Annotated in this window: 20 protein-coding genes and 2 CRISPR repeat arrays (1 of these 22 running past the window's edge); of the genes, 10 read left to right on the forward strand and 10 right to left on the reverse strand. The window is 68.8% G+C overall.

The window, feature by feature from the left end; translation table 11 throughout:
- A CRISPR array of direct repeats spans nt 1-1,499; the repeat unit is 28 nt; unit sequence GGAGCATCCCCGCGGGCGCGGGGCCGAC; it begins 603 nt to the left of the window's first position.
- A gap of 44 nt (nt 1,500-1,543) precedes the next feature.
- The 10 genes from cas2e to SM418_RS27000 form a co-directional block, all read right to left on the reverse strand.
- Nucleotides 1,544-1,846: a type I-E CRISPR-associated endoribonuclease Cas2e gene (gene cas2e / locus SM418_RS26955; protein WP_371943855.1), complete on the reverse strand. Its 303-nt coding sequence runs from the start codon at nt 1,844-1,846 to the stop codon at nt 1,544-1,546.
- Nucleotides 1,843-2,865 carry a type I-E CRISPR-associated endonuclease Cas1e gene (gene cas1e, locus SM418_RS26960; RefSeq protein WP_371943854.1) on the reverse strand — a complete coding sequence of 341 codons (1,023 nt, stop codon included), beginning with the start codon at nt 2,863-2,865 and terminating at the stop codon, nt 1,843-1,845. The genes cas2e and cas1e overlap by 4 nt, the downstream gene beginning before the upstream one ends.
- A gap of 4 nt (nt 2,866-2,869) precedes the next feature.
- Nucleotides 2,870-3,622 carry a type I-E CRISPR-associated protein Cas6/Cse3/CasE gene (gene cas6e / locus SM418_RS26965; protein WP_371943853.1) on the reverse strand — a complete coding sequence of 251 codons (753 nt, stop codon included), beginning with the start codon at nt 3,620-3,622 and terminating at the stop codon, nt 2,870-2,872.
- 5 nt (nt 3,623-3,627) lie between these two features.
- The gene (gene cas5e / locus SM418_RS26970) at nt 3,628-4,422 is read right to left on the reverse strand and encodes a type I-E CRISPR-associated protein Cas5/CasD (protein WP_371943852.1); all 795 of its coding nucleotides are present in this window, start codon (nt 4,420-4,422) and stop codon (nt 3,628-3,630) included.
- The gene (gene cas7e, locus SM418_RS26975; RefSeq protein WP_371943851.1) at nt 4,422-5,561 is read right to left on the reverse strand and encodes a type I-E CRISPR-associated protein Cas7/Cse4/CasC; all 1,140 of its coding nucleotides are present in this window, start codon (nt 5,559-5,561) and stop codon (nt 4,422-4,424) included. The genes cas5e and cas7e overlap by 1 nt, the downstream gene beginning before the upstream one ends.
- A gap of 54 nt (nt 5,562-5,615) precedes the next feature.
- Entirely contained in the window at nt 5,616-6,230 is a 615-nt protein-coding gene (casB, locus tag SM418_RS26980; RefSeq protein WP_371943850.1) for a type I-E CRISPR-associated protein Cse2/CasB, read from the reverse strand.
- 71 nt (nt 6,231-6,301) lie between these two features.
- The gene (casA, locus tag SM418_RS26985; protein ID WP_371943849.1) at nt 6,302-7,942 is read right to left on the reverse strand and encodes a type I-E CRISPR-associated protein Cse1/CasA; all 1,641 of its coding nucleotides are present in this window, start codon (nt 7,940-7,942) and stop codon (nt 6,302-6,304) included.
- A 195-nt stretch (nt 7,943-8,137) separates the two neighbouring features.
- Nucleotides 8,138-8,311, reverse strand: a complete 174-nt coding sequence (locus SM418_RS26990) for a hypothetical protein (protein ID WP_371943848.1) — start codon at nt 8,309-8,311, stop codon at nt 8,138-8,140.
- Between the two features lie 244 nt (nt 8,312-8,555).
- Complete coding sequence (gene cas3, locus SM418_RS26995) at nt 8,556-11,465, reverse strand: CRISPR-associated helicase Cas3' (RefSeq protein ID WP_371966117.1); 2,910 nt, start codon at nt 11,463-11,465, stop codon at nt 8,556-8,558.
- A 104-nt stretch (nt 11,466-11,569) separates the two neighbouring features.
- Nucleotides 11,570-13,369: direct repeats of the CRISPR family, unit length 28 nt; unit sequence GTCGCCCCCGCGCCCGCGGGGATCGTCC.
- A 213-nt stretch (nt 13,370-13,582) separates the two neighbouring features.
- The gene (locus tag SM418_RS27000; protein WP_371943847.1) at nt 13,583-13,822 is read right to left on the reverse strand and encodes a hypothetical protein; all 240 of its coding nucleotides are present in this window, start codon (nt 13,820-13,822) and stop codon (nt 13,583-13,585) included.
- A 13-nt stretch (nt 13,823-13,835) separates the two neighbouring features.
- Between SM418_RS27000 and SM418_RS27005 the strand changes: the two genes are divergently transcribed.
- The 10 genes from SM418_RS27005 (at nt 13,836) to SM418_RS27050 (ending at nt 21,185) form a co-directional block, all read left to right on the forward strand.
- On the forward strand, nt 13,836-14,192 hold the full coding sequence (locus SM418_RS27005) for a hypothetical protein (RefSeq protein WP_371943846.1): 357 nt from the start codon (nt 13,836-13,838) through the stop codon (nt 14,190-14,192).
- 890 nt (nt 14,193-15,082) lie between these two features.
- Nucleotides 15,083-15,667, forward strand: coding sequence for an SAF domain-containing protein (locus tag SM418_RS27010; RefSeq protein WP_371943845.1), 585 nt, complete (start codon nt 15,083-15,085; stop codon nt 15,665-15,667).
- Between the two features lie 2 nt (nt 15,668-15,669).
- Nucleotides 15,670-16,485, forward strand: a complete 816-nt coding sequence (locus tag SM418_RS27015) for a hypothetical protein (protein ID WP_371943844.1) — start codon at nt 15,670-15,672, stop codon at nt 16,483-16,485.
- A gap of 98 nt (nt 16,486-16,583) precedes the next feature.
- Nucleotides 16,584-17,858, forward strand: a complete 1,275-nt coding sequence (locus SM418_RS27020) for a TadA family conjugal transfer-associated ATPase (RefSeq protein WP_371943843.1) — start codon at nt 16,584-16,586, stop codon at nt 17,856-17,858.
- A complete protein-coding gene (locus SM418_RS27025) occupies nt 17,858-18,739 on the forward strand; it encodes a type II secretion system F family protein (RefSeq protein WP_371943842.1) in 882 nt (293 codons plus the stop codon). Before SM418_RS27020 ends, SM418_RS27025 begins: the two co-directional genes overlap by 1 nt.
- Nucleotides 18,740-18,741: 2 nt before the next feature.
- Nucleotides 18,742-19,626, forward strand: coding sequence for a type II secretion system F family protein (locus tag SM418_RS27030; protein ID WP_371943841.1), 885 nt, complete (start codon nt 18,742-18,744; stop codon nt 19,624-19,626).
- Between the two features lie 35 nt (nt 19,627-19,661).
- The gene (locus SM418_RS27035) at nt 19,662-19,886 is read left to right on the forward strand and encodes a hypothetical protein (protein WP_371943840.1); all 225 of its coding nucleotides are present in this window, start codon (nt 19,662-19,664) and stop codon (nt 19,884-19,886) included.
- On the forward strand, nt 19,883-20,278 hold the full coding sequence (locus SM418_RS27040) for a TadE family protein (RefSeq protein WP_371943839.1): 396 nt from the start codon (nt 19,883-19,885) through the stop codon (nt 20,276-20,278). Before SM418_RS27035 ends, SM418_RS27040 begins: the two co-directional genes overlap by 4 nt.
- Nucleotides 20,279-20,304: 26 nt before the next feature.
- Nucleotides 20,305-20,727: a TadE/TadG family type IV pilus assembly protein gene (locus tag SM418_RS27045; protein WP_371966118.1), complete on the forward strand. Its 423-nt coding sequence runs from the start codon at nt 20,305-20,307 to the stop codon at nt 20,725-20,727.
- Nucleotides 20,728-20,789: 62 nt separating this feature from the next.
- Nucleotides 20,790-21,185 (forward strand): pilus assembly protein TadG-related protein, encoded by a 396-nt coding sequence (locus tag SM418_RS27050; RefSeq protein WP_371943837.1) that lies wholly within the window; start codon nt 20,790-20,792, stop codon nt 21,183-21,185.
- Nucleotides 21,186-21,207: the final 22 nt, after the last annotated feature.

Genomic DNA, 21,207 nt, shown 5'->3' on the forward strand with positions numbered 1-21,207 from the left:
GTCCCGGGAGCATCCCCGCGGGCGCGGGGCCGACGCGCTTGGTGAGCTGGCTCGGGTCGTTGGAGCCGGAGCATCCCCGCGGGCGCGGGGCCGACACCCTGGAGGTACGTGATGCCGGTGAGGATCCCGGAGCATCCCCGCGGGCGCGGGGCCGACCGGGGGGGTAGGTCATGGTCATCCGTCCAGGTAGGAGCATCCCCGCGGGCGCGGGGCCGACCCGCCGCTCTCCGGGGTGGCGACGAGGGTGGTAGGAGCATCCCCGCGGGCGCGGGGCCGACCTCACGAAGTTCATGGAGGGCTCGCGGAAGAAGGGAGCATCCCCGCGGGCGCGGGGCCGACCCGGCCGCCTACGCGCTGCCGTCCTGATCGTCCGGAGCATCCCCGCGGGCGCGGGGCCGACCCCGGCTACACGCCCGGCACGGACGTCCACCGAGAAGCATCCCCGCGGGCGCGGGGCCGACGGTTGATGGCGCGCACCCGGGGCCGCAGTCGGCGGGAGCATCCCCGCGGGCGCGGGGCCGACGTGTCGGTCAGGGCGAAGTACAGCGGGTTGACGGGAGCATCCCCGCGGGCGCGGGGCCGACCGGCCTTCGACGAGCCGCGGGGACGGGCCGGTGGGAGCATCCCCGCGGGCGCGGGGCCGACGTGGAACGCCTGCAAGAACATCAGTGGCTGTATAGGAGCATCCCCGCGGGCGCGGGGCCGACATCGAGCTGCCGGGCGCCATGGTGACGCGAAGCGGAGCATCCCCGCGGGCGCGGGGCCGACGTCAGGGACGTGGTGTGTCTGCTGCTCGGCATGGAGCATCCCCGCGGGCGCGGGGCCGACGCGCACCCCCACCCTCCTCGCGGGCTGGGCCGATGGAGCATCCCCGCGGGCGCGGGGCCGACCCCCGGCCGCGCGGACCGCAATCCTGACCGCTGGAGCATCCCCGCGGGCGCGGGGCCGACGCGGACCGTCGTAGTCCTGGGCACTGCGCCCCTGGAGCATCCCCGCGGGCGCGGGGCCGACCACTCCTCGCAGGTGTTGCGGCCCTGGCTGCGCGGAGCATCCCCGCGGGCGCGGGGCCGACGACTACCCCACGGCGCAGGCGGGGCGGCACGCCGGAGCATCCCCGCGGGCGCGGGGCCGACAGCACCCTGGACAAGTCGTCGATCGACATCCGGGGAGCATCCCCGCGGGCGCGGGGCCGACACGTCGTACTCGTGGCCGACGAGACCCTCGGCAGGAGCATCCCCGCGGGCGCGGGGCCGACCCCCGACCCTCCACATCAACCGCCCGGCGAGCAGGAGCATCCCCGCGGGCGCGGGGCCGACGACGGCAGCGACGTCACCGCGACCATCGCCGACGGAGCATCCCCGCGGGCGCGGGGCCGACGCCTGATGGGCCGCGAACTCACCACCGCTGAGGGGAGCATCCCCGCGGGCGCGGGGCCGACGACCTCGCGGTACTGAACCCGGAGGGCCTGTACGGAGCATCCCCGCGGGCGCGGGGCCGACACTTGCTGAGCTGGGACGTTGCTCGGGAAGGAGGGCGTTTTCGTTTAGTTGGTTTGCTGCGCTGATTCGGGTCGGCGTCGGCGTGCTGACAAGATGAGCCCGTCGAAATCGACCGGGCGCCAGCGGTCTCGTCCGGCAGTGCGGACGGCCCAGCCCTGTTCGTTGTTGGCGGGCTCGACGAGGATGGCTTGGCCGTCGCCTATGCGGGTGGCGAGCAGCTCCCAGAGGCGGTCACGGATCCGGCGGCTGGGATTGCCGACGAAAACACCGGCGTTTACTTCGACCATCCACCGAGTGAGGTGACCTCGGAGGCCCTCGGGGGCGGCGATCAGCACGATGACTGTCACGAGTCACCCGGCTTGGGGGTGGGCTGGTCGAATTCGGGACCGATTACCGCAATGTGATCTTCTCCCATGGTGGGCTGTACCAGGTCGAAGTCAGAGTCGTTAGCCCAGTTGACGCCACCGGATACGGTGCCGTCTCTTTCGTCCCACAGCTGGTTCGCATCCTCCTCGGAGAGATCAGCGTCGTCCGCGGTGAGGAGGGCCTTGACGTCATCGACGATGCGTCCGAGCAGGCGATCTTCGGCGATTCGGTCTCGAAGCGCGAGACGGGCATCGCGTTCGTCGGTGAGTCCCCGGGCAGCGAGGTCGAAGGCGAGCGGGATCGTGTAGTCGGCTTTGTAGAGATCGGCGATGTCCAGGACGAAGGAAACGGCTGATCCGGTGTGGACGAACCCGAGACCGGGGCTGGTGCCGAGGCCGACGATCACGGCGTGGCAGATGCCGTAGAGAGCAGCATGTGCTGCGGAGAGCAAGCGGTTCAGGTCGTCGCCTGCCGCGAAGGCGTCGCCGGCTCGATAATCACGTCCTTGCCAAGGAACCCCGGTGCGAAGGGAGTGTTGGTGATAGAGCTTGCGGATGCGAGCGCCCTCCCGGCCGCGGAGTTGCTGCATGGTCGCCGTTGACACGTCTTCTCCTGGGAAGCGCATGCCGTACATGGCGCGGGCGACGTTGAGCCGTTCTTTGGGCCGCGTGACCAGGTAAGCCTGCCGGTTTAACAGGGCGGCGCCGCGGGCCGGGCCAAGGCCGCTTGCGTACATGCGGACGCCTTGTTCGCCGACCCAGCAGACGGCGGTGCCGGAGTCGGCGAGCAGCCGGATCGCACCATGGGTGACCCGGGTGCCAGGTCCCAGGAGCATGACAGCGACCATCGCGGCGGGCACGCGAACGGTTTCACGCTTGTTGATGATGACGACGGCGTTCTCATCACGGTCGAGGTGGCTGCGTTCGACGTAGACGCTGGATACGCGGTCAGCGATCCTGTGCAGGTCGTGGGGGTGGGCTTTCCACCAGATGTCTGGCATGGGGTCATCCGGTTGGTGTGAGGGGGGCGAGGGTGAGGAGGCCGCAGCCGTATGCCTTGCTGGGGCCGATTCCTGCTAGCAGTGCTTGGGTCACTTGGTCGGTGTCGGTGATGCGGAGTCTGCCCTCGAAGGTTGCTGTGTAGAGGGTGATGGGGGCGCCGCGACCGTTCTTGGTGAACGACTGGCGGTCGCGGGCGATGATCCGGATGTCGGGTGCGGGTCGGGGCGGCCGGTTGTCGAGTCCGGGCGCCGCGGGATCGGTGCGGGCTTCAGGGATGTTGAAGCCCCACTTGGCAGTGCGTTCCAGGAACCAGGCGAGCTGGGCGGCGGCGGTGCGGTGGGAGATGCGATGGGCACGCCGGTTGCCGCGGGCGGTGCGTTCGCGTTGCGCGGGCGTGGGCTTTATCGGGTTGAAGGTGTTTTGTACGGGGTGCGCGGTGACTCGGAAGTGGAATTCACGACCGAGTGCGAGTTGGGCGAGCAGCGGCTTGTAGTCGCGGACGGCCGCATGCTCGCCGTCGGCGTCGGGCCAGCCGGCGGTCTCGACCAGGTGGGTCCAGTCGGGACGAGACGAGCTGAGGACGAACAGCATGGGCCGGTGGGGGTTGTCGGTGTCCAGCCGCCACAGGGCTCGTTCGGCGTCGGGCGGTGTCGGGATTCCGCCGACGACGGCGGAGTGCATGGCGCGTGGGCTGGCGAGGAGCTTGCGGCTTTCGGCGCGCAGGGGGTTGATTCGGATGCGGGATAGGTAGGTCATCGCGTTCACCAGCCCAGCAGGGCGAAGGGATCGTGGCCGCCGCCGTCTGCAGATGAGGGGGCGGGGAGGCCGGTAGGGACCGATACCCAGTCGTGCCGGACGCAGCGGCTGGTGAACTGGCGACTGCGGGGGTCGAATGACAGCGGCACGTCATGCTGGATGTCGTCGCCGTCGTCAGCTTCGAGGGTGACGGGCAGCCTGATGTGGGATGGGTTTCCGTTGCGGCTCCCGTGCTTGTCTCGGGCGTATTGCGACGCCTGCCAGGGCAGCGTGGTCAGCACCTCCTTGAGATCCCCGTCATGCAGGCCGAGAGAGATCGGCTGGGTGGGGACGCAGGCGCGACGGCCGAGTGCCAATGGGAAGGCAGGGTTGGTGACCGCGTTGGCTAGGGAACCGATTAGGGGCTCGTCACCGGCGACGGCGGCGACGAAGACCGCGTCCTGTAGGTAGAAACGCTGTGTGACATGGGTGTACTTGGCCGGGGACGTGGGTTTCTGGACGCCCTTGGCCGTGACCCCGGACTGGGGGAGCGGGCGCCCTCGGTGGTCGCTAACGGTGTGATAGTCGCGCAGGATGGTGCCGGGCTGGTCGACACGGACACCCAGACGCAGCGCGATCAGGTCGTCCAGCGGGTGCTCGCGGGGGCGTCCGGCAGCGGCGGCCAGAAGACCAAGGACGCCGGACTTGGTGGGTTCCGGGCGCGTTTCACGGCGGTTGAAGGCGCTGCTGTCGCCCCACGATTGCAGGGGGCCGGCCAGGCGCAGGGCTAGGACCGTGGTGCCGCGGCGGATTCTTGGCATCACGCCTGCTTCCAGGTCCGGACGAGGACGTCCTGAAGTCCGGTCAGCAGCTCGGGGAAGGTCTGGTTGGCGCCGAACGCCTCGGCGAGCTGGGCGATGTCACCGTTCTCGGCCGTAAGCATGTGGCACACCGCGGTATGAACCGGGCTGCTGCCCCATTGGCGGCAGGACACGGTGAACTCGGATGCGAGCCGGACGGCCGAGGTGGCGGCGATGCCATGGGTGTCTGGCACGGGGCGCTCGAACGCTGAGACGAGGTTGACGGGCTGGTCGTCGCGGACCACCACGGCGACCAGGCTGGGCAGGGTGCGGTGGGCGAAGGCGTTGATGTGCCCAGTCGGCATGGAGCGGGCGAACGCCTCGGCGAACCTGCTGGTGGCCTCTAGCGCAGCGTCAGTGCCGCCCAGGTTCTCGGCGAGCTGGTGCAGGCTGACGGTTGCGTACCGGTAGAGGGTGGCGGAGTTGTATCCGACGTAGCCGATCATCCCGGCACCGGTCTCGTCGACCTTCTGGCTTTCGTCGTCGACGGCTGTGTAGTAGTCCGACTCCAAGACCACCTCGTGGGTGGATAGAGCGTGCGCGACCTGGACAGCGGCGTCCACGTTCAGGGACGGGATGTCGGCGACCATGCGGCCGAAGAGCGCGACTTCCATGGGGTGGCCGCTTTGCAGCTTCTCCTTGACCGCGAGATCCTGCGCTGCCTTCTTGAGCGCGTCGTCGTCTAGAGTCGACAGCTCTTCTGCCCGCCCGGTGATCAGACCGGTGATGTCGTCGAGCTGCTGGTAGCCGAAGAACAGCAGGTAAGCGGTGTCTCCCGCCTTCTTACCGGCCTTGATCCCGAGCGGTTCGAGGACAGCTCCGGCGATCCGCGCCGCCTGTTCGGCGTCCAGTTCGGTGCGGTCCTCGATCCGCTTGGCGAGCTGCCCGGCGATCCGCTTGGTGCGGGTCGCGTGCTGTGCCGGGGGGAGATGCTCGGCGAAGGTCATGCGGGTGGCTCGCTTCCACGCCTGCGAGGAGACGCGGGACCGCCGCTTGCCACCGAAGTATGCCTCTTTGGGATTCCCTTGGTCGTCGCGGTTGAGGTTCGCGGGCGGGACGGTCTGCAGGATGTGGAAGTCGACGTACTGGCGCTTGTTCATGGTCTCTCCAACAGCATTGGTGGGGACGAGACGCCTCGGTCTCCCGAGGTGTCGTCAGGAACCGGCTGGCGCGTCGGCCTGGGCAGATTGGGGGCTGCTCTCCGTGCCGTTTTCCGCCCGGTCCGGGGCCTCGATCCAAACCTGGTAGTCGACGGCCCACTTGCGGCGTGCACGCTGCCTGCCGTCAGTGAAATGCCAGTCGTGGATGAGCTTCATCAGCTGGTCGTAGTCGAGTGGTTGGTTGATGGTGCGGAGCTGGTCGATCAAGCTCCGCAGTCGCATCAACAGCGCCGTGACATTGGTGGCGGTTGCAGCAGCGTCCACACGGGCGTCCACGGCCTGCTGGCTGAACTTGCCGTCCTCCCGCAGCTTGCGCAGCGCCTTCCCGAGTGGGACGCCGGGACGGTGCATGGGCCGGGTCTTGGACTGCTGATGCAATCCGAAAAGAGCCAGTGCGGCATGTTCGGCCGCCTGTTCGATGGACACTTCTCCGCGCCGTGCGGCCCAGTCGTCGATCTCACAGGTGTAGTAGCGGCACAGGGCCGGGACCATGCCTGCGTCGCGCCCAAGACCGGTGCGCATGACCGCCAGATCTTCACCCGGGGGCCTGTGTTTGTCTCGCCAGGTGCCGTCATGTCCGACGTACTTGTTCCAGTAGCGCTGTGCCATGCCAGACCTCCCGTTCAGGTGGCCGTGTCGACGGTGTCGGCGCGGTCGGTGGATGTAGACATCGCCTGCTCTCACCGTGCGTCGGCAGCGGCGGGAAGGATCTTGTTGACCTGCGTCCGGAAGTTGTGCTCGGCGGTGCCCAGGGAGTACGTCGAGGTCGATGCCCCGTCCCCCATACCGCGGCGGAGTTGGCGGCCGGCGAACACGCTCTCGGGGACGGCCGCGAACAGTGGCTCGGCTACCTCTCGGGCGGCTCGATAGGCGGTTATCTCCCAGGCGAGCAGTCCTTGCTGGATGACGTCCCAATCCTGCTCGGTTTGGATTCTGGCGAGGACGCGGCGCACCACCGGGTCCAGAGCGTGCAGTATCTGCTCCCCGGGACGCTGTGCTTTGTCCCACGGGATCGGGGCCAGCCCAGCCGCTCGGCGTAGATCCCCTGACAGGTGGTTGACGGCCCGAGCGAGGTCCTCGGCCTGCTGCACCATGCCGAGTAGAAGTCCGTAGGTGTCCGCGTCCCTGCGCAGGCCGGCCACCGGCAACGGAATGTCGTCGTGGTAGACGTCCTCGATGACCGCAGACTGGTTTCCATAGACGATGCCGTATGCGCTCAACCGGAGCGGGTACTCGTCGGGGAGGATTCCCTCCGCCTCCAGATCGCCCACTTGCACGAGCAACCTGCTGGTTTCGACCGACCCTCCGGCCGAGGCGTCCGCGCGTTCCATGGCCAGCAGGGCTTCCAGCCCTCGCCAGATCGCTTTGCCGCTGGCGTGGCGCCGTGGCCGCCGGTCCGCGGCCGAAGCCTTCTCTGCCGACTTCTTGAACGCCCAGGCGGTGTGCGGTTCCCATTCGGGGATCGTCCGCATCCGGTCGCCGGCGGCCAGCACGATCCGGACGACCCGATCGCCCTCTGGACCCGGTTCTGAAATCAGGCGTATCCGACGGGACTGCCACGTCCACAGGTCGAGCAGCCCGTCAGGAACGCGGATCTCCCAACCTGCCTGGGCAGGTTCGACGGCACGCCACTGCGGCGATCCGGCTTGAGCCCGGCTACCGATCGGCATGTTGAGGAGCAACGTCTCGTACAGCGTCGGCGCCATCGGCACGAGCAGCCCCAACTGTCCGAGCGGTCCGGTGGGGTTCCCGGTCGTCTTACCGGCCTTGACGTGTGCTTCGTCGCCCTTGGCCCCGGGCTTGATGGCCGCGGTATCCCAGCAGTGCGCGTGCACGAGCCACCGCGCCGCCTGCGCCGGTGTCAACGGCAGCATGTCGCCTTCGGTCCGGGACGCAAACAGCGGCACATTGTTGCCCGTCGCCTCGGTCGGCACGATCAGCCCCGACCCCTTGGTCTCCCCGTTCGTCGCCTCCAGCCCGGCGACCTGAGCGAAGGGGGCAGAGGAGCTGAACAAGTCGAACCGCGCCCGGTGCTCGTCCAAATAGCCGCGAAGCCGGTCGATTTCAGCCTGGCTGAACCGCCCGGCGGCGAACCGAAGGTTCCACTCCACCCGGTCCGCCGGAGGGCCCAACGCGTCCATCACGATCGGGAGGAGAACCTGACGCAGCAGCGCCGGAACCTGGGTCGGCAGTTCAACCACCAAGTCGGCGAACTCGTGCGAGTCGAGCAGCGCCTCAGCGATGCCGACATCGACGACCGTGCCGCCGCCCTTGCGGCGCAGAGGCAGCCAGCCTTCGTCTATCAGGTCGAAACGCGCCATCACGTCGTTCCTTGCCGCCATGCCCACTGCTGGGGTGTGGACTGCCGTCGGTTGCCTGGAGCGTAGGAGTCGACTCTGACACTCCCGACTGCTCACGTTCCGGAGTTGCCCGATCCCGGCCGGTTCCGGTCGAGATCGGGCTTAACCGCACCAGGCGGAACGCTTGCAGCTAGCGAGTCACTGACCGATGTGAGATCAGGCTGTACTTCCGGCCTTGTGTGCCGCAGCCACCCCGATCACCACGATCGGTAGCAGGACGGCGGCGAGATGCAGGCCCCCGGCCCGGTAGCCGACAGCTACACAGGCGAGGACGGAGGAGCAGGCAAGGAGAGCGGCGGCCTCGACATTCGCTCGGATAACGATCTTCACCAGCGACCTCCATGGGTCAATTGCTTATGTCTAGAGCGAAACGATAACACGGAGCGCATGCCGACGCCGCTAGAGAAGTGAGACAGTGGGGCCTAGAGCCCCGCCAAGTCAGTCCCGAAGGGCGTGTTGAGTTCCGAGGGCGTGCGGGGATGGCTCCTGCTTGTGACTGGAGCGCACGTTGACCCCGCGAATGCGGGGATGACGTCCGGGGTCGTCTGGTCAACCACCAGACGACCCCGGGCGGTCAGCGGGTTCGGCCCGGTCTCCTGACCACCAGACCGAGCGACTCGTCGTAGCTCACCTGTGCCTCGCCGACGGTGGCGATACCGGACTCGGGGATGACCAGGGCCCGGCTGTGGCGGAGCCAAGGGTGGTCGCGCCAGCCGTCCAAGGGGCTGAGTTCCCGTTCGGCTGGCCTGGTGAGTGACGACGGAAGACGGACTGTGGCGCCCAGTAGTTCATCCAGCAGTTCCGGTGCAGGTTCCTCCCCAGTGACGGCGATCCGCCGGCCCTGGAGGGTGTTGAACGTCGCTCCGTCATGGCGGACGAGGATGGCTTCGATGCTGGGCTCGCCATCTCGTACAAGTGCCTGGAACTGCTCGTCGCCCAAGCCCTCCTTGGAAGCGCCGATGTGGACGCCCGCCAGGGTCGGGCGGTCGTGCTCGCCGAACCTGGACAGGAGGAACGGCTGGGCATTCTCCGCCCGCTGCTGCTGTTCCTTCGCCCATCTCGCGTAAGCCTTCCGCTCCGCGCTACGCCAGGTCTGCGGAATCCAGCCGACGTCGTCGCCGTACACGCGTGCCACGAGCTCGGGAACCTGACTGGGGATGCCCCACTCGGTCGGCTCCGTCTCCAGCAGGGCCGCCGTCCGGAGCAGCAGGCAGCGCCCGTAGATAGCCTCGCTGCCGCCGATGAAGCTGGGCTCTTGTCCTTCAACGGGCGCAAAGCCCGTGATGACCACGCGCGGCGAGCGCATTGGTGCAGGTCTTGGCACCTGGGCATGGCGGTGCAGCCGACCGATGCGTTGCAGTAGCAAGTCGACCGGCGCCAGGTCCGTGATCAGCAAGTCGACGTCCACGTCGAAGGACTGCTCAGCCAGCTGCGTCGCGACGAGTATCAACGGCGGCCGTGGACGATCACCAGCAGCTCCTGTCCTGGGGCCGAGCAGTTCTAGTGCCTGTTCGGTCCGTTCGGCTCGGTGGGAGGCGTGCAGACGACCATGAAGCAGACGCACATCCTGGCCGAACCTTCGCCGCAGAGCTTGATAGGTCTCCTGCGCTCGGTCGACGGTGTTGCGGATGACCAGAGCACAGCCGCCCTCCCGCAACCGCGCGTCCAACAACTCGGCGACGGCTGCGGTGCCGGGGGACCCGCCCCGCCCCTGAGCCGTTGTGGTCTGTTCTGTCTCAGCTAGGACCTCGATCCCCACTGTCAGGTCCGCTCGCCATGACGAGGTGCTGCAGACCAGCACCCGTGGCTCAGGTCCCTCCTGCCACGCGGCGGTGACGCTCGGATATCCCTGCGGTTCTGGGATAGCGATGTCCGGTGCGTCTTCCCGGGAAGCAGCGCCCGCGAGGTATGCCTTCACCAGTGCCTGGCGCTGGCCTGGAGGGAGGGTCGCCGACAGCAACACCACTGGTGTTCTCGCCTGCCCTAGCCACCACAACCCCTCGGCCAGGAATTGGGACATGTAGACGTCCGCCGCATGGACCTCATCCAGCACCACGACCTTGCCGGCCAAACCAGCCATGCGCAGCATCACATGCTTTGTACGAGTCGCCGCGAACAGCAACTGATCAATCGTTCCCACCACGAACGGGGTGAGAAGACCCCGCTTCGCCCCAAGGAACCACTCCGCTGGCGCGCGGCGCTCAGGCTCTTCGCACGATTCAGCCGGAGCCGGACCCATGCCGTACTGCGCGTCCTCCTCGATCGTGCCGTACAGGTCATCGGGGGTTTGGCCAGCGTCCTCCAGGAGCGATTGCCACTCCTTGTTGAAGCGTCGCTTGCCGTGTAGCAGTGCGACCTCTGCCCCCAAGCCGGGCTCGATGCGCTCGACCCATTTCCGCACCTGCGTGAACATCGGATCGGCCGTCGCCTGAGTCGGCATGCCGACGAACACACCGTCCGCGCCAAAACGAGCACCGAAGATCTCAGCGGCTCCCAACGCGGCCTTGGTCTTTCCTTCTCCCATCGGGGCTTCGACGATCAGGAGGCCAGGCCGGGGCATTTGCCGCGCTACTTGCATCACCAGCATCTGAGACTCACGAGGAGATTCATCGAAGCGATCCTGGAAGAAGGTGGGCTCGGGAACCGGGCGGATTCCCCAGCCGCCTCGCAGACCCAACGCCGACCAGGCGGCTGACGCGCGATCGCGAGCCCGTGCCAGACTTATCGACGGAAGATCGCTTATCCCCTGGAAGTGGTGTTCGTTGCTGGCGATCCAGTCGGCCATTACGATCAGGCCGCTCAAGTGAAGCTGCTGGGCACGGGTAGGAACCAGGTGAGGTTCAACTGCACTTGGGGCGCCGAACCCTAGCTCTTCAGTCAGGATCTGGACCAACGCGTCTTGAACACGCGCCCACTCCTGGCCTCTCCCTTGATGATGGCCAAGCCCCGCCTTTGGCGGCCGCAAGCCTGCTAAAGGCGGAAACAGGCCATGGTGTCCCGCGATGAGCGGCCATACCCACTCGATCTGCTCGCCAGCCCACCCGGCCGTGGCCAGAACCTCTCGGACCAGCCGGCCTCCCGCCCGGTCGTGCCGCCACCGGCCCTTCGCGAGCATGTGCGGTGCCCACCCGAGCCCAGCCTGGCGCACCGCGGCGGCTCCGGCATCGTCCATGCATTGGAAGGCGGGCGTCGCCTTCCCACAGTCGTGCATCCCGCACAACCAACTGAAGAAGCCTCGCCCCCTCCCTGCTCCGCCGGCCACCCTGTCGAGCCACGATCGCGTCCCTGGGGCCAGATAGTGATCCCAGATCTGCTCGGCCACGGCTGCTGTGTCGAGCAGATGGGAGATCAGCAAGTTTGGTCGGCCGCCAGCCTTCCCGGCTGACTTCCCCCACAGTGCACCGAGTTGAAGATTTAGCGGGCCGTTCGGGTGTTCCACGCTCACCACCAGGCCCTCATGTAGAAGACGACTTCCGGCATGCACCGACGTATACCCGATGCTCCTTAGTCGCAGGGGAAAACGGGCAAGCTCGCATCCAACCGAGTAAAAACCGGCCTACCATCGCCTAACATTGCAGGTCAGCAAGTGTCGCCCCCGCGCCCGCGGGGATCGTCCCGACACTTCGTTGGTCGCCGAGTTGCCCAGGTTGTCGCCCCCGCGCCCGCGGGGATCGTCCGGCGGGCGCTATGACGTTCTTCCACAGCCACGTGTCGCCCCCGCGCCCGCGGGGATCGTCCTGTTGGCGTCGGTCACACTGACCTGGCCGGCCGAGTCGCCCCCGCGCCCGCGGGGATCGTCCCCCCGAGCAGTCCCAGCTTGGGTTGCCGTTGCCGTCGCCCCCGCGCCCGCGGGGATCGTCCCCTTCTTCTTCACCCACTCCAGGACGGACTTCTGTCGCCCCCGCGCCCGCGGGGATCGTCCCGCGATGCTGGAGCTGCTGGACGAGACGGGCGGGTCGCCCCCGCGCCCGCGGGGATCGTCCTGCTAGAGCCTCCCCCTCAACACGCCAACCGCCGTCGCCCCCGCGCCCGCGGGGATCGTCCGTCGGGGTCGAGGTGCTCCCCCCCGGTGTTCACGTCGCCCCCGCGCCCGCGGGGATCGTCCTCTCGTCCAGGCTGTCGGAGTCGGCCATGGGGAGTCGCCCCCGCGCCCGCGGGGATCGTCCGCCGCTCGTCGAGCAGGCCGCCCACCTCATGGGGTCGCCCCCGCGCCCGCGGGGATCGTCCTGGACGACATATTCGCGTCCGGCGGCTGGGCGTGTCGCCCCCGCGCCCGCGGGGATCGTCCGACGACCCCCTTCAGGGCATGGCGGCGCGCGGCGTCGCCCCCGCGCCCGCGGGGATCGTCCCACCTTGCCGCCCCAGTCGGTCAGGGTCCACTCGTCGCCCCCGCGCCCGCGGGGATCGTCCGAGCTCGACCTGTCGACGCTGCGGCGAGGCCGCGTCGCCCCCGCGCCCGCGGGGATCGTCCGCACGACGCGTCCGAGGCGCTCGCCGACTATGAGGTCGCCCCCGCGCCCGCGGGGATCGTCCGCTGCCCTTGTACTCGCCCGTCTCGGCCGGCGCGTCGCCCCCGCGCCCGCGGGGATCGTCCTGGATCGGGGGCGAGTGGCTCAAGCCCGAGCCAGTCGCCCCCGCGCCCGCGGGGATCGTCCCGCCTTCCTCGGTCTCGGTCGTCGCCCAGGACCGTCGCCCCCGCGCCCGCGGGGATCGTCCCCCGAACGCCCGCTTCCCGCCGCCGATCGGCCGGTCGCCCCCGCGCCCGCGGGGATCGTCCGAGCATCGGCAAGGGCCTGGCACGGGCCGGGGCGTCGCCCCCGCGCCCGCGGGGATCGTCCCATCCGGGCCGGGCGCGGCGCCGACCAGATCTGGTCGCCCCCGCGCCCGCGGGGATCGTCCGCCCAGGCCCGCGCCAGGATCGCCGCGAGCCCGGTCGCCCCCGCGCCCGCGGGGATCGTCCCGGGTCGGACAGTCTCCCGGTTACGGTCGCGAAGTCGCCCCCGCGCCCGCGGGGATCGTCCCCGTGCGAGGGGCCAGCGAATCCCCGCGAGGGAGTCGCCCCCGCGCCCGCGGGGATCGTCCGTTCTCCCCGTGCACCAGCACATCGGTGCGGCGGTCGCCCCCGCGCCCGCGGGGATCGTCCGAAGTTGGCGGGCACCTGCCTGTCGCAGATGGCGTCGCCCCCGCGCCCGCGGGGATCGTCCGGACATGGACACCGCCCACGCGGCCGGAGTGATGTCGCCCCCCGCGCCTGCGGGGATCGTCCGAAGCCCATGATGCCCGCGGTGATGAACGTCGGGTCGCCCCCGCGCCCACGGGGATCGTCCACACATCTTGTAGAGCAACTTGTGGAGCGCGGTGTCGCCCCCGCGTTCGCGGGGATTGTTCCGCCTCCTGCGCGTTCTTCGCCAGCCTGGCGGCATGCCTCGATGCTACTTCGCCATACCCCGGCCGCGCGCTCTCGTAGCGTCGTATCGATATTAAGCCCGAGAGGCAACCTTGCAAATATGCCCCACTTGTGAGGGTTGATCCATATTCAATTGTGGCAATATTTATTTTGCTGATGCTGCGAGGTGTGGCGAAGTACTCGGCCTGCATCTACTATCGCTCGACGTTGATGTCGCGTGATGCCCGCAAACGATCAAGTGCTTGAAGGTGAGACTTGTCTGGTACTGGCAAGCGGATGGCGCATCGGTTCTGCTGGCCCGTTGCCGCGGTCGCGGTGTTGATCTGTTCGGGCTGCGGTGGTGGTCCAGAAGCTGTTGCCTTGCCCTCGTTGACGGATTCTGTTGCTCCGTTGCCCTCGACGAGCGCGACGGAAGAGGATGTCGTGGCGTCCACTTACACAAAGTTCGTGGCGATGCTCGACCGCGCGGATTCACTTCCCGCCGAGTCTCGTAAGCGGGACCTCGCTACGATCATGGTCGATCCCCAGCTTTCGCGTGTGTTGCGACGTATTGACGTGATGAAGAGGCAGCACATTACGACCTATGGCCACGTCGTCGTTCACATAAAAAGTGTTCAGCTGACTTCGACTGGTGCTACGGTTTTTGACTGCCAGAACTCAAGTGGCGCTGGAATTCGAAACTCAATTACGGGCAAGAAAATTAAGCGTGGGGTTGGGGAGGGGGATACCAAGGCACTCTTGGTGAAGGGACCTGATGGGAAGTGGCGGGTCAGGAAGTCCATCACGATCGGCGAAGGGTGCTGACGAGTGGAAGTCGTTGCTCCCATGCTCGGGGTTGGTCTTCTAATTTCCTCTTTCGTCGCGGCGCCGCCGCCGCAGGATCCAATTCCGCCAGACGCGAACTTTTACAGTTACAACTTCGGTGCCCAGGACGGCGGCCGACCCGCGAGCGGACGGCGACCACCTGCCGCTGAGTCGGGTGGAGGCCACGCGGAGGTGCCGCAGGAGCCGGGCCGGCGTGATTGCCAGGCGCTCAATGAATATGTGCAGGTGGTCTGCCCGGAAGCGGGTGAGGGCGGCGGTGGGGTCTCTCCGGCTGAGTTGGCGTTGACCGAGTGGGCGCGTATGCCGATTCCGGCGCCGACTGTACGGACGGCGCCGCCGCGTCAGAGCGGCGGACTGGTGGGGCTGCCGGAGTGGTTCTGGGTGACCAACTGGCGTTCGTTGAGCGGTCGTGTGTCGGCTCGGAGCGTGTGGGTTGAGGTGACTGCTCGTCCGCAGAGCATGACGATTGCGCCGGGACCTGGCGAGCCGGTCGTCCGGTGCTCGGGGCCCGGTACGGCCTATGACAAGTCAAGGTCGGCCGCGTCGCAGCGCACGGATTGTTCCTACACCTTCGCGCGGTCGTCGCTGCGTGAGCCCGGTCAGGCGTATCGGGTGCGGGTGACCGTGCTGTGGGGCGGTACGTGGCGCGGTTCGGATGGGTCCGGTGGTGTGCTTCCGCCGTTGAGCCGGTCTACGACGTTCCGGTTGCGGGTGGCCGAGGCGCAGGCGCTTTACGGGTGAGGGGCGGTATGAAATCGAGTGGCCGAGTGTTGTCGAGGCTTGCTGCTTCGAAGGCCGTGGGGGGTGTGGGGGCGCCGTCGTCCGGGCGGCTGGCGCGCCAGCGCCGTCCAGGCGTGATTGTGGCGGCAGTGCTGTTGTTGGTGCTGGCCGTGGTGACCAACGTGTATCTGTTTCGTTCCTCGGGTGACCGGGTGTCGGTCGTCAGGGTGGCGCGTGATGTCGCCTTGGGGCACAAGATCACCCAGGCCGATCTCGACAGGGTTCGGGTCGCGGTGGTGCCGGGCGTGACGGTGATCCCGGGACATCAACTCCAGCAGGTCGTCGGGCAGCGGGCGGCAGTGGGGCTGCGGCAGGGGACGCTCCTGGCGGCGTCGCAGCTGACGACGGGGCAGAGTCCTCCGGCGGGACGGGCGCTGGTGGCCGTTCCGTTGAAGGCTGGTGCGATGCCGCCTGGGTTGGCCGCTGGCTGGGGTGTCCGAGTGGTGTTCACCTTCGGCAATCAGGGGCAGGAGCCCGTGACCGGCGCGGCGCAGGGCCGAGCCCAGAGCACCGTCCTGCGGGATGTCGCCGCGGTCGTCGATGAGGTGAGCGGCCCGGACGCCGAGGGCGCAATGACGGTGTCCTTGATCGTGCCTGATGCCGACAGCAGTGCGGTGGCACGGCAAGCGGCTGCCGGGCTGGTCGTCCTCGTGGTGACGGAAAGGCGGGGCTGATCGTGGCGCTGCATTGCCTGGTCTCGCCGGGCGGATCGCCGGGCGTCACGACCACCGCCCTGGGGCTGGCCCTGACATGGCCGAGCGAAGTGCTGCTGGCCGAGTGCGACCCCATGGGGCGTCGTGTGCTCCCGGGTTTCATGGCGGATCGACTCCGCGAGTCGGCCGGTGCGGGGCTGCTCGGCCTGGCGATGGCCGCCGAGTCGGGCCCGGACGTTCGGCTTCCGCTTGAGGATTATGTGGTTCCCATCCCGGGCGCGGACTCCGCGGCCTTGCTGCATGGTGTCCGTGATCCTCGGCACGGGGTGCGCCTGGGACCGCTGTGGGGTCGATTGGCCGAGGTGTTGGCGTCGCGGCCAGGCGATGTGATCGCGGACCTCGGACGCATTGGCGGCCGGGACACACCAGACGCTCTGTTGCGGTCTGCCCAGAGCGTGGTCATGGTGTTGAAACCGACGTTGACGCAGGTCGATGTCGCCGGCCCACGACTCGACGCACTGAAGGACCTGGTGGGCGATCGCGCGGCCGTCGGGTTGTGCCTGCTCATGGATGGGCCGTACAGCGCGGCGGAGGTCGAGCGCGTTCTTGGGACGCCGGTGATGGCTGAGCTGCCGTGCTCGCCCGCCGATGCCCAAGTCCTTTCGGACGGTGCTCGGCCCCGCAGGACCTTCAGGACTTCGCTGCTCCTGCGGTCGTTCACATGTCTTGGTCGGCGCCTCCGCGCGACCGCCGTGGCATCGTCGACGGACATCGGGAGCGAGAGCGGCGCGGTTCTGTCCGGTGCCGGTGCCGGTGCCGGTGCTCGGGGCGACCGGTGAGCGCGTCCGGCTGGACGTTCGCCAGGCCGGAGGGAGTCCTCTACGCCGACCCCACGTCCACTGGAGCGGCACCACCTGAACAGGCGGACGAGGCGAACGTGTGGGCGGCGGTCCGCGAGGTGTCGGCGCAGCTCGTGGACGTCCTCACCGACGGCATCGACCGGATACGGGCACGACAGCTGATCGACGCGCAGGCCCAGGCGTGGTCGCATGGGCTGCTGGCGTCCGGTCGGGTGGTGTCGGCGGAGACGCTGCGTGAGATCGCTCGGCTGGTCTTCGACCGCCGGTTCGGGCTCGGGCCGTTGCAGCCGTACCTGGACCGTTCCGATGTCGAGAACATCGTCGTCAACGGCTGCCGACAGACCTGGATCAGCTACACCGACGGCACCAAGCGACCGGGGCCGCCGGTCGCCGAAACCGATGACGATCTCATCGAGTGGGTTCAACTGCTGGCGCGCCGTGGGAACACCGGCCGCGAGTTCTCCCACGCTTCGCCGCTGCTGGACGCCGCGCTGTCCGATGGTGTCCGGCTGGCCGTGGTGGGTTGGGTGTCCAGGCGCCCGCATCTGGCGATCCGGGTACACCGGCTGGTCGATGTCACGCTGCGGCAGCTCACCGACATCGGCACCCTGACCGCGCCCTTGGAAGCGTTCCTGAAAGCGGCGATCCGGGCCCGACGCAACGTCATCGTGTGCGGGGAGGTCAACACCGGCAAGACGACGCTGGTGCGTGCGTTGGCCAACGAGATTCCGCCCGAGGAGCGGGTCATCACGTTGGAGAGCGACTTCGAGCTGTTCCTGGACGACCCGCGCCTGGCGCACCGCCATCACGACGTCGTCGCCATGGAGGCCCGGCAGGCCAACGCCGAGGGCGCGGGCGAGGTCCGATTGCAGGACCTGGTGCCGGCGTGCCTGCGCCTGAATCCCGACCGGGTGATCGTGGGCGAGGCGCGGCATGGAGAGCTGGCGCCGATGCTGGAGGTGATGTACTCCGGGGCGCGCGGCTCGATGTGCACCCTTCACGTCCACCGGCCGGAACACGTGTTCAGCCGCGTTGTCCAACTCGGCCGCCGTGCCGATCTCGGCCTCGGGGCCGATGACGTGCACCTGATGTTCGGACTGGCCGAGCCCGTGATCGTCTATCTGGAGCGGGACCAGACGAGCAATGAACGGTTCGTTTCGCAGGTGATGGAGATCGGGCCGCCTGCGGACTCGATCGAACCGACCCGCAACCTGATCTTCACCCCCGGGCCCGATGGACGAGCCACCCCGGCGGGTGGGCACATCAGCGCCGCCCTGCTCGACGAACTTGTGGCCCAGGGCCTCGATCCGGAGATGCTCAAGCCCGGTCCGGACGCTGGGGGTTGGCTGTGATGAGCGTGCTCGCGGCCCTGGCCGGCCTGTGCGCCGCCGGGGCCGTCCTCGCGTTCGTGGTTGGGCTTCGGGCACCCGAACCGACGGAACGGCGAGTGCGTCCGCCGTCGCGGTTGCAGACGGTTCTGCGTTCGTCGGCCTGGCCTGGACGCCGTAACCGGTTGCTCGCCGCTGCCGTGGCGGCCATCGCGGTGTTCCTGCTGTCCGGATGGCCGGTCGCCGCTCTCTCGATGGGTGCCGGGGCGTACGCGGTTCCGCCGATGCTGTCTGGACGGGCACCGCAGCGCCGGATTGCGCGGTTGGAGGCGCTGGCGCAATGGTCCCGGCGGCTGGCGGAGATGATGGGCGCCAGCCGCGGCTTGGAGCAAGCCTTGGCTGACAGTGCCCGCATCGCGCCCGAGGCGATCCGCGCACCGGTGTCCGTGCTGGCGGAACGCCTGAACAACCACGCCAACACCGAGCAGGCGCTTCGGGTGTTCGCCGACGAGCTGGACGACCCGATCGCCGATCTGATCGCGTGCGCGCTGGTGCTGGCCTCGCGTCGGCGTGGTCCCGGGACGCGGGAGGCGTTGCGCCTGCTGGCCGACGCGGTGGAACACGAGGTCCTCGTTCGCCGGGATGTCGAGGCTGAACGCGCGGGGCTGCGGACGACGCTGGTCGTCATCGTGGCGTCCGTTGTCGTCCTGAGCGCGCTGTTCGCCTCGTCGCAGACGTTCGCCGCCCCTTACGGCACTGCGCTGGGGCAGACGGTGATGGCCGTGGTCGCGGCGATATACGCGGCGGGGCTCTGGTGGATGCGGCGGCTGGCTGTCCTTTCGACCGGTTCAAGGTTCATGCACGCCACCGGTCGCGTGCCCACCGAGCTGGGGGCGGAGCTGTGACTGTGGTCGCCGTTGTTGCCGGGTGCCTGGGCGCCGTCGGCCTGCTCGTGCTCATCAGCGAACTGCGTCCGGCGCCGCCGCGCCTGGACGCCGCCTTGGCCCGCGTCCAACCCGTGCCGAACCATCTGCCGACCGCTGACGGTCTGAGCGCCCGCGAAAGTGTCGGACGGTGGCTGGCGGATCGCGTCACGCGTCCGGCCGGGCTGCTCGCCCTGCCCCGGACTGATCTGGCGCTGCTCGGGCGTCCGGTCGAGCGGTTCATGCTCGACAAGCTGACCCTGTTCACTACCGGGCTCGTCGTTCCGTCCGTCTTCAGCGGCTTGGTGGCGTTGGCCGGCGGCTCACCGGGCTGGACGTTCCCGGTCGTTGCCGGGCTCGCCTTGGCCGCGATCCTGTGGCTGGTCCCGGATTGGAACGTGCGGTCTCAGGCTCGCCAACGCCGCCGCGACTTCCGGTATGCGTTCACGTCCTACCTTCAGCTCGTCGTACTGGAACGCGAGGCCGGGGCCGCATTGAACGCCGCGCTGGAGAACCCCGCGAAGATCACCGAGGGGTGGCCGTTCCGGCGCGTCCACGAGGCGCTGACGCGCGCTCGCCATGCCCAGCAGCAGCCCTGGCGGGCCCTCGCCCAGCTCGGCGAGGACATCGGCGTCCGCGACCTGATCGACCTAGCGCACACCGCCGAGATCGCTGGCAGCGAGGGCGCGAAGATGCATGACGTCCTGGTCGCCAAGATCACCTCGATGCGGCACGAGGCGTCCGCCTCCGCGCGCGCCGAGGCCAACTCCCGGACCACCGCCATGTGGGTACCGACCAGCTTGCTCATGCTCGGCTTCGTGATCCTGGTCGGCTTCCCGTTCTTCTCCAAACTCTTGGCGTCCGGCTGACCGCCCGGACTTCCGCACCAACGCATCGGGGGACCATGAACACACTCAACGCCGCGGCGATCCGCGCCGCGCTCGCCGTTCACGACCGGGGCCAGCGGATCGCCGCTGACGTGCGGGGCCGTGGTGACCGTGGCTCCGGGGTGGTTGAGACGATCATCATCGTGGCGGGCTTTGCTGGGCTGGCGTTCGCCGTCTACCTGGCCGTGTCCAGCAAGGTGAACGGCTGGATCGACAAGATTCCCGGCGCCACCGGCCCGTGAACGTGCCTGAACGAGCACGACGCCGGAGGGACGAGGGATCGGCGACCGTCGCGACGGCCATCACCTTTCCCGTCGTCGGTTTGCTCTTCCTGGCGCTCGCGCAGGCGGTGATGGTGTCGGTCGCACGGGACGTGGCGCAGTCGGCCGCTGAAGAGGGGCTCCGCGTCGCACGAGCCCGCCAGGGCACGTTCGCCGCAGGACGCGACGCCGCAGCATCCTTCGCGCGCCACGAGCCCATCCTGGAAGCGCCCGCCGTCACGGTGTCCGGTACGAACACCATCACCATGCAGGTAGCCGGACGCGCTCCGTCGCTGTTGCCGGGCGTCAACATCACCGTTACCAGGACCGTGCGCGGCGCCCGTGAACGCTTCACCACTCCAGGGCCAGCGTGAGCGTGGGGAAGGGCACGCCAGTTCGAGTGGACCGTGCACGGGATGCGGGCAACGCGGTTGTAGAGACCGCGATCCTCGCGCCGGTGTTCATCACGCTCCTCGCCGGGCTGCTTGTGGTGATGCGGGTGACGCACGGCAGTGCCGTAGTCGCACAAGCCGCCGCTGACGCCGCGCGGCAAGCGTCCATTGCCCGCACCGCCCCCCAGGCGCGGGCCGAGGCGAGCACCAGCGCCATGTACACCTTGCGAGACCGGGGCCTGCACTGCACGCCGTCCGTCCGACTCGACCTGTCCGGCTTCAACCGCCCGGTCGGGCAGCCGGCCACGGTATCGGCGCAGGTGACCTGCGTGATCAGGCTCAGCGACGTCGGGCTACCCGGGATGCCCGGTGCCCGGACGGTCACCAAGACCCACCGGTCCCCAATTGACCCCTACCGGGGCACTCGATGACCACCACTACCCGGACGCGATCACGCATACACCCACTCCGGCGACGGCCCGAGCGCGGAAGCGTGAGCGTCTTCGCCGTCATCATCACGCTGGTCGTCGTGGTGTTCTTCGGCGCGGTCGTCGACTTCGAGCAGGTTCTCGAAGCCCGGCAAGACGCCGACACCGTGGCCCAGGAAGCCGCCCGCGCCGGAGCCGGACGCGTCGACCCGAACCGCGCCTACGCCCGTGGACAGTTCGTCGTGGACCGGGAGGCCGCGATCCGAGCGGCGCGCTCCTACCTGCGATCCGGCGGCTACAGCGGGACCGTGGCCATGGCCGGAACGCGCGCCATCCACGTCCACGTCACCACCATCCGTCCCGCACGGTTCCTGTCGGTGATCGGGATATCCGTCCTGCGCGCCGAAGGCACCGCGACCGCGAACCTGACCACCGGAGTGGAAGGACCTCACCAGCCGTGACCTACACCGGACGCAGCCGCCT

It is taken from the genome of Actinomadura chokoriensis (assembly GCF_041463665.1).
GTDB classification, from domain to species: Bacteria; Actinomycetota; Actinomycetes; order Streptosporangiales; family Streptosporangiaceae; genus Spirillospora; species Spirillospora chokoriensis_A.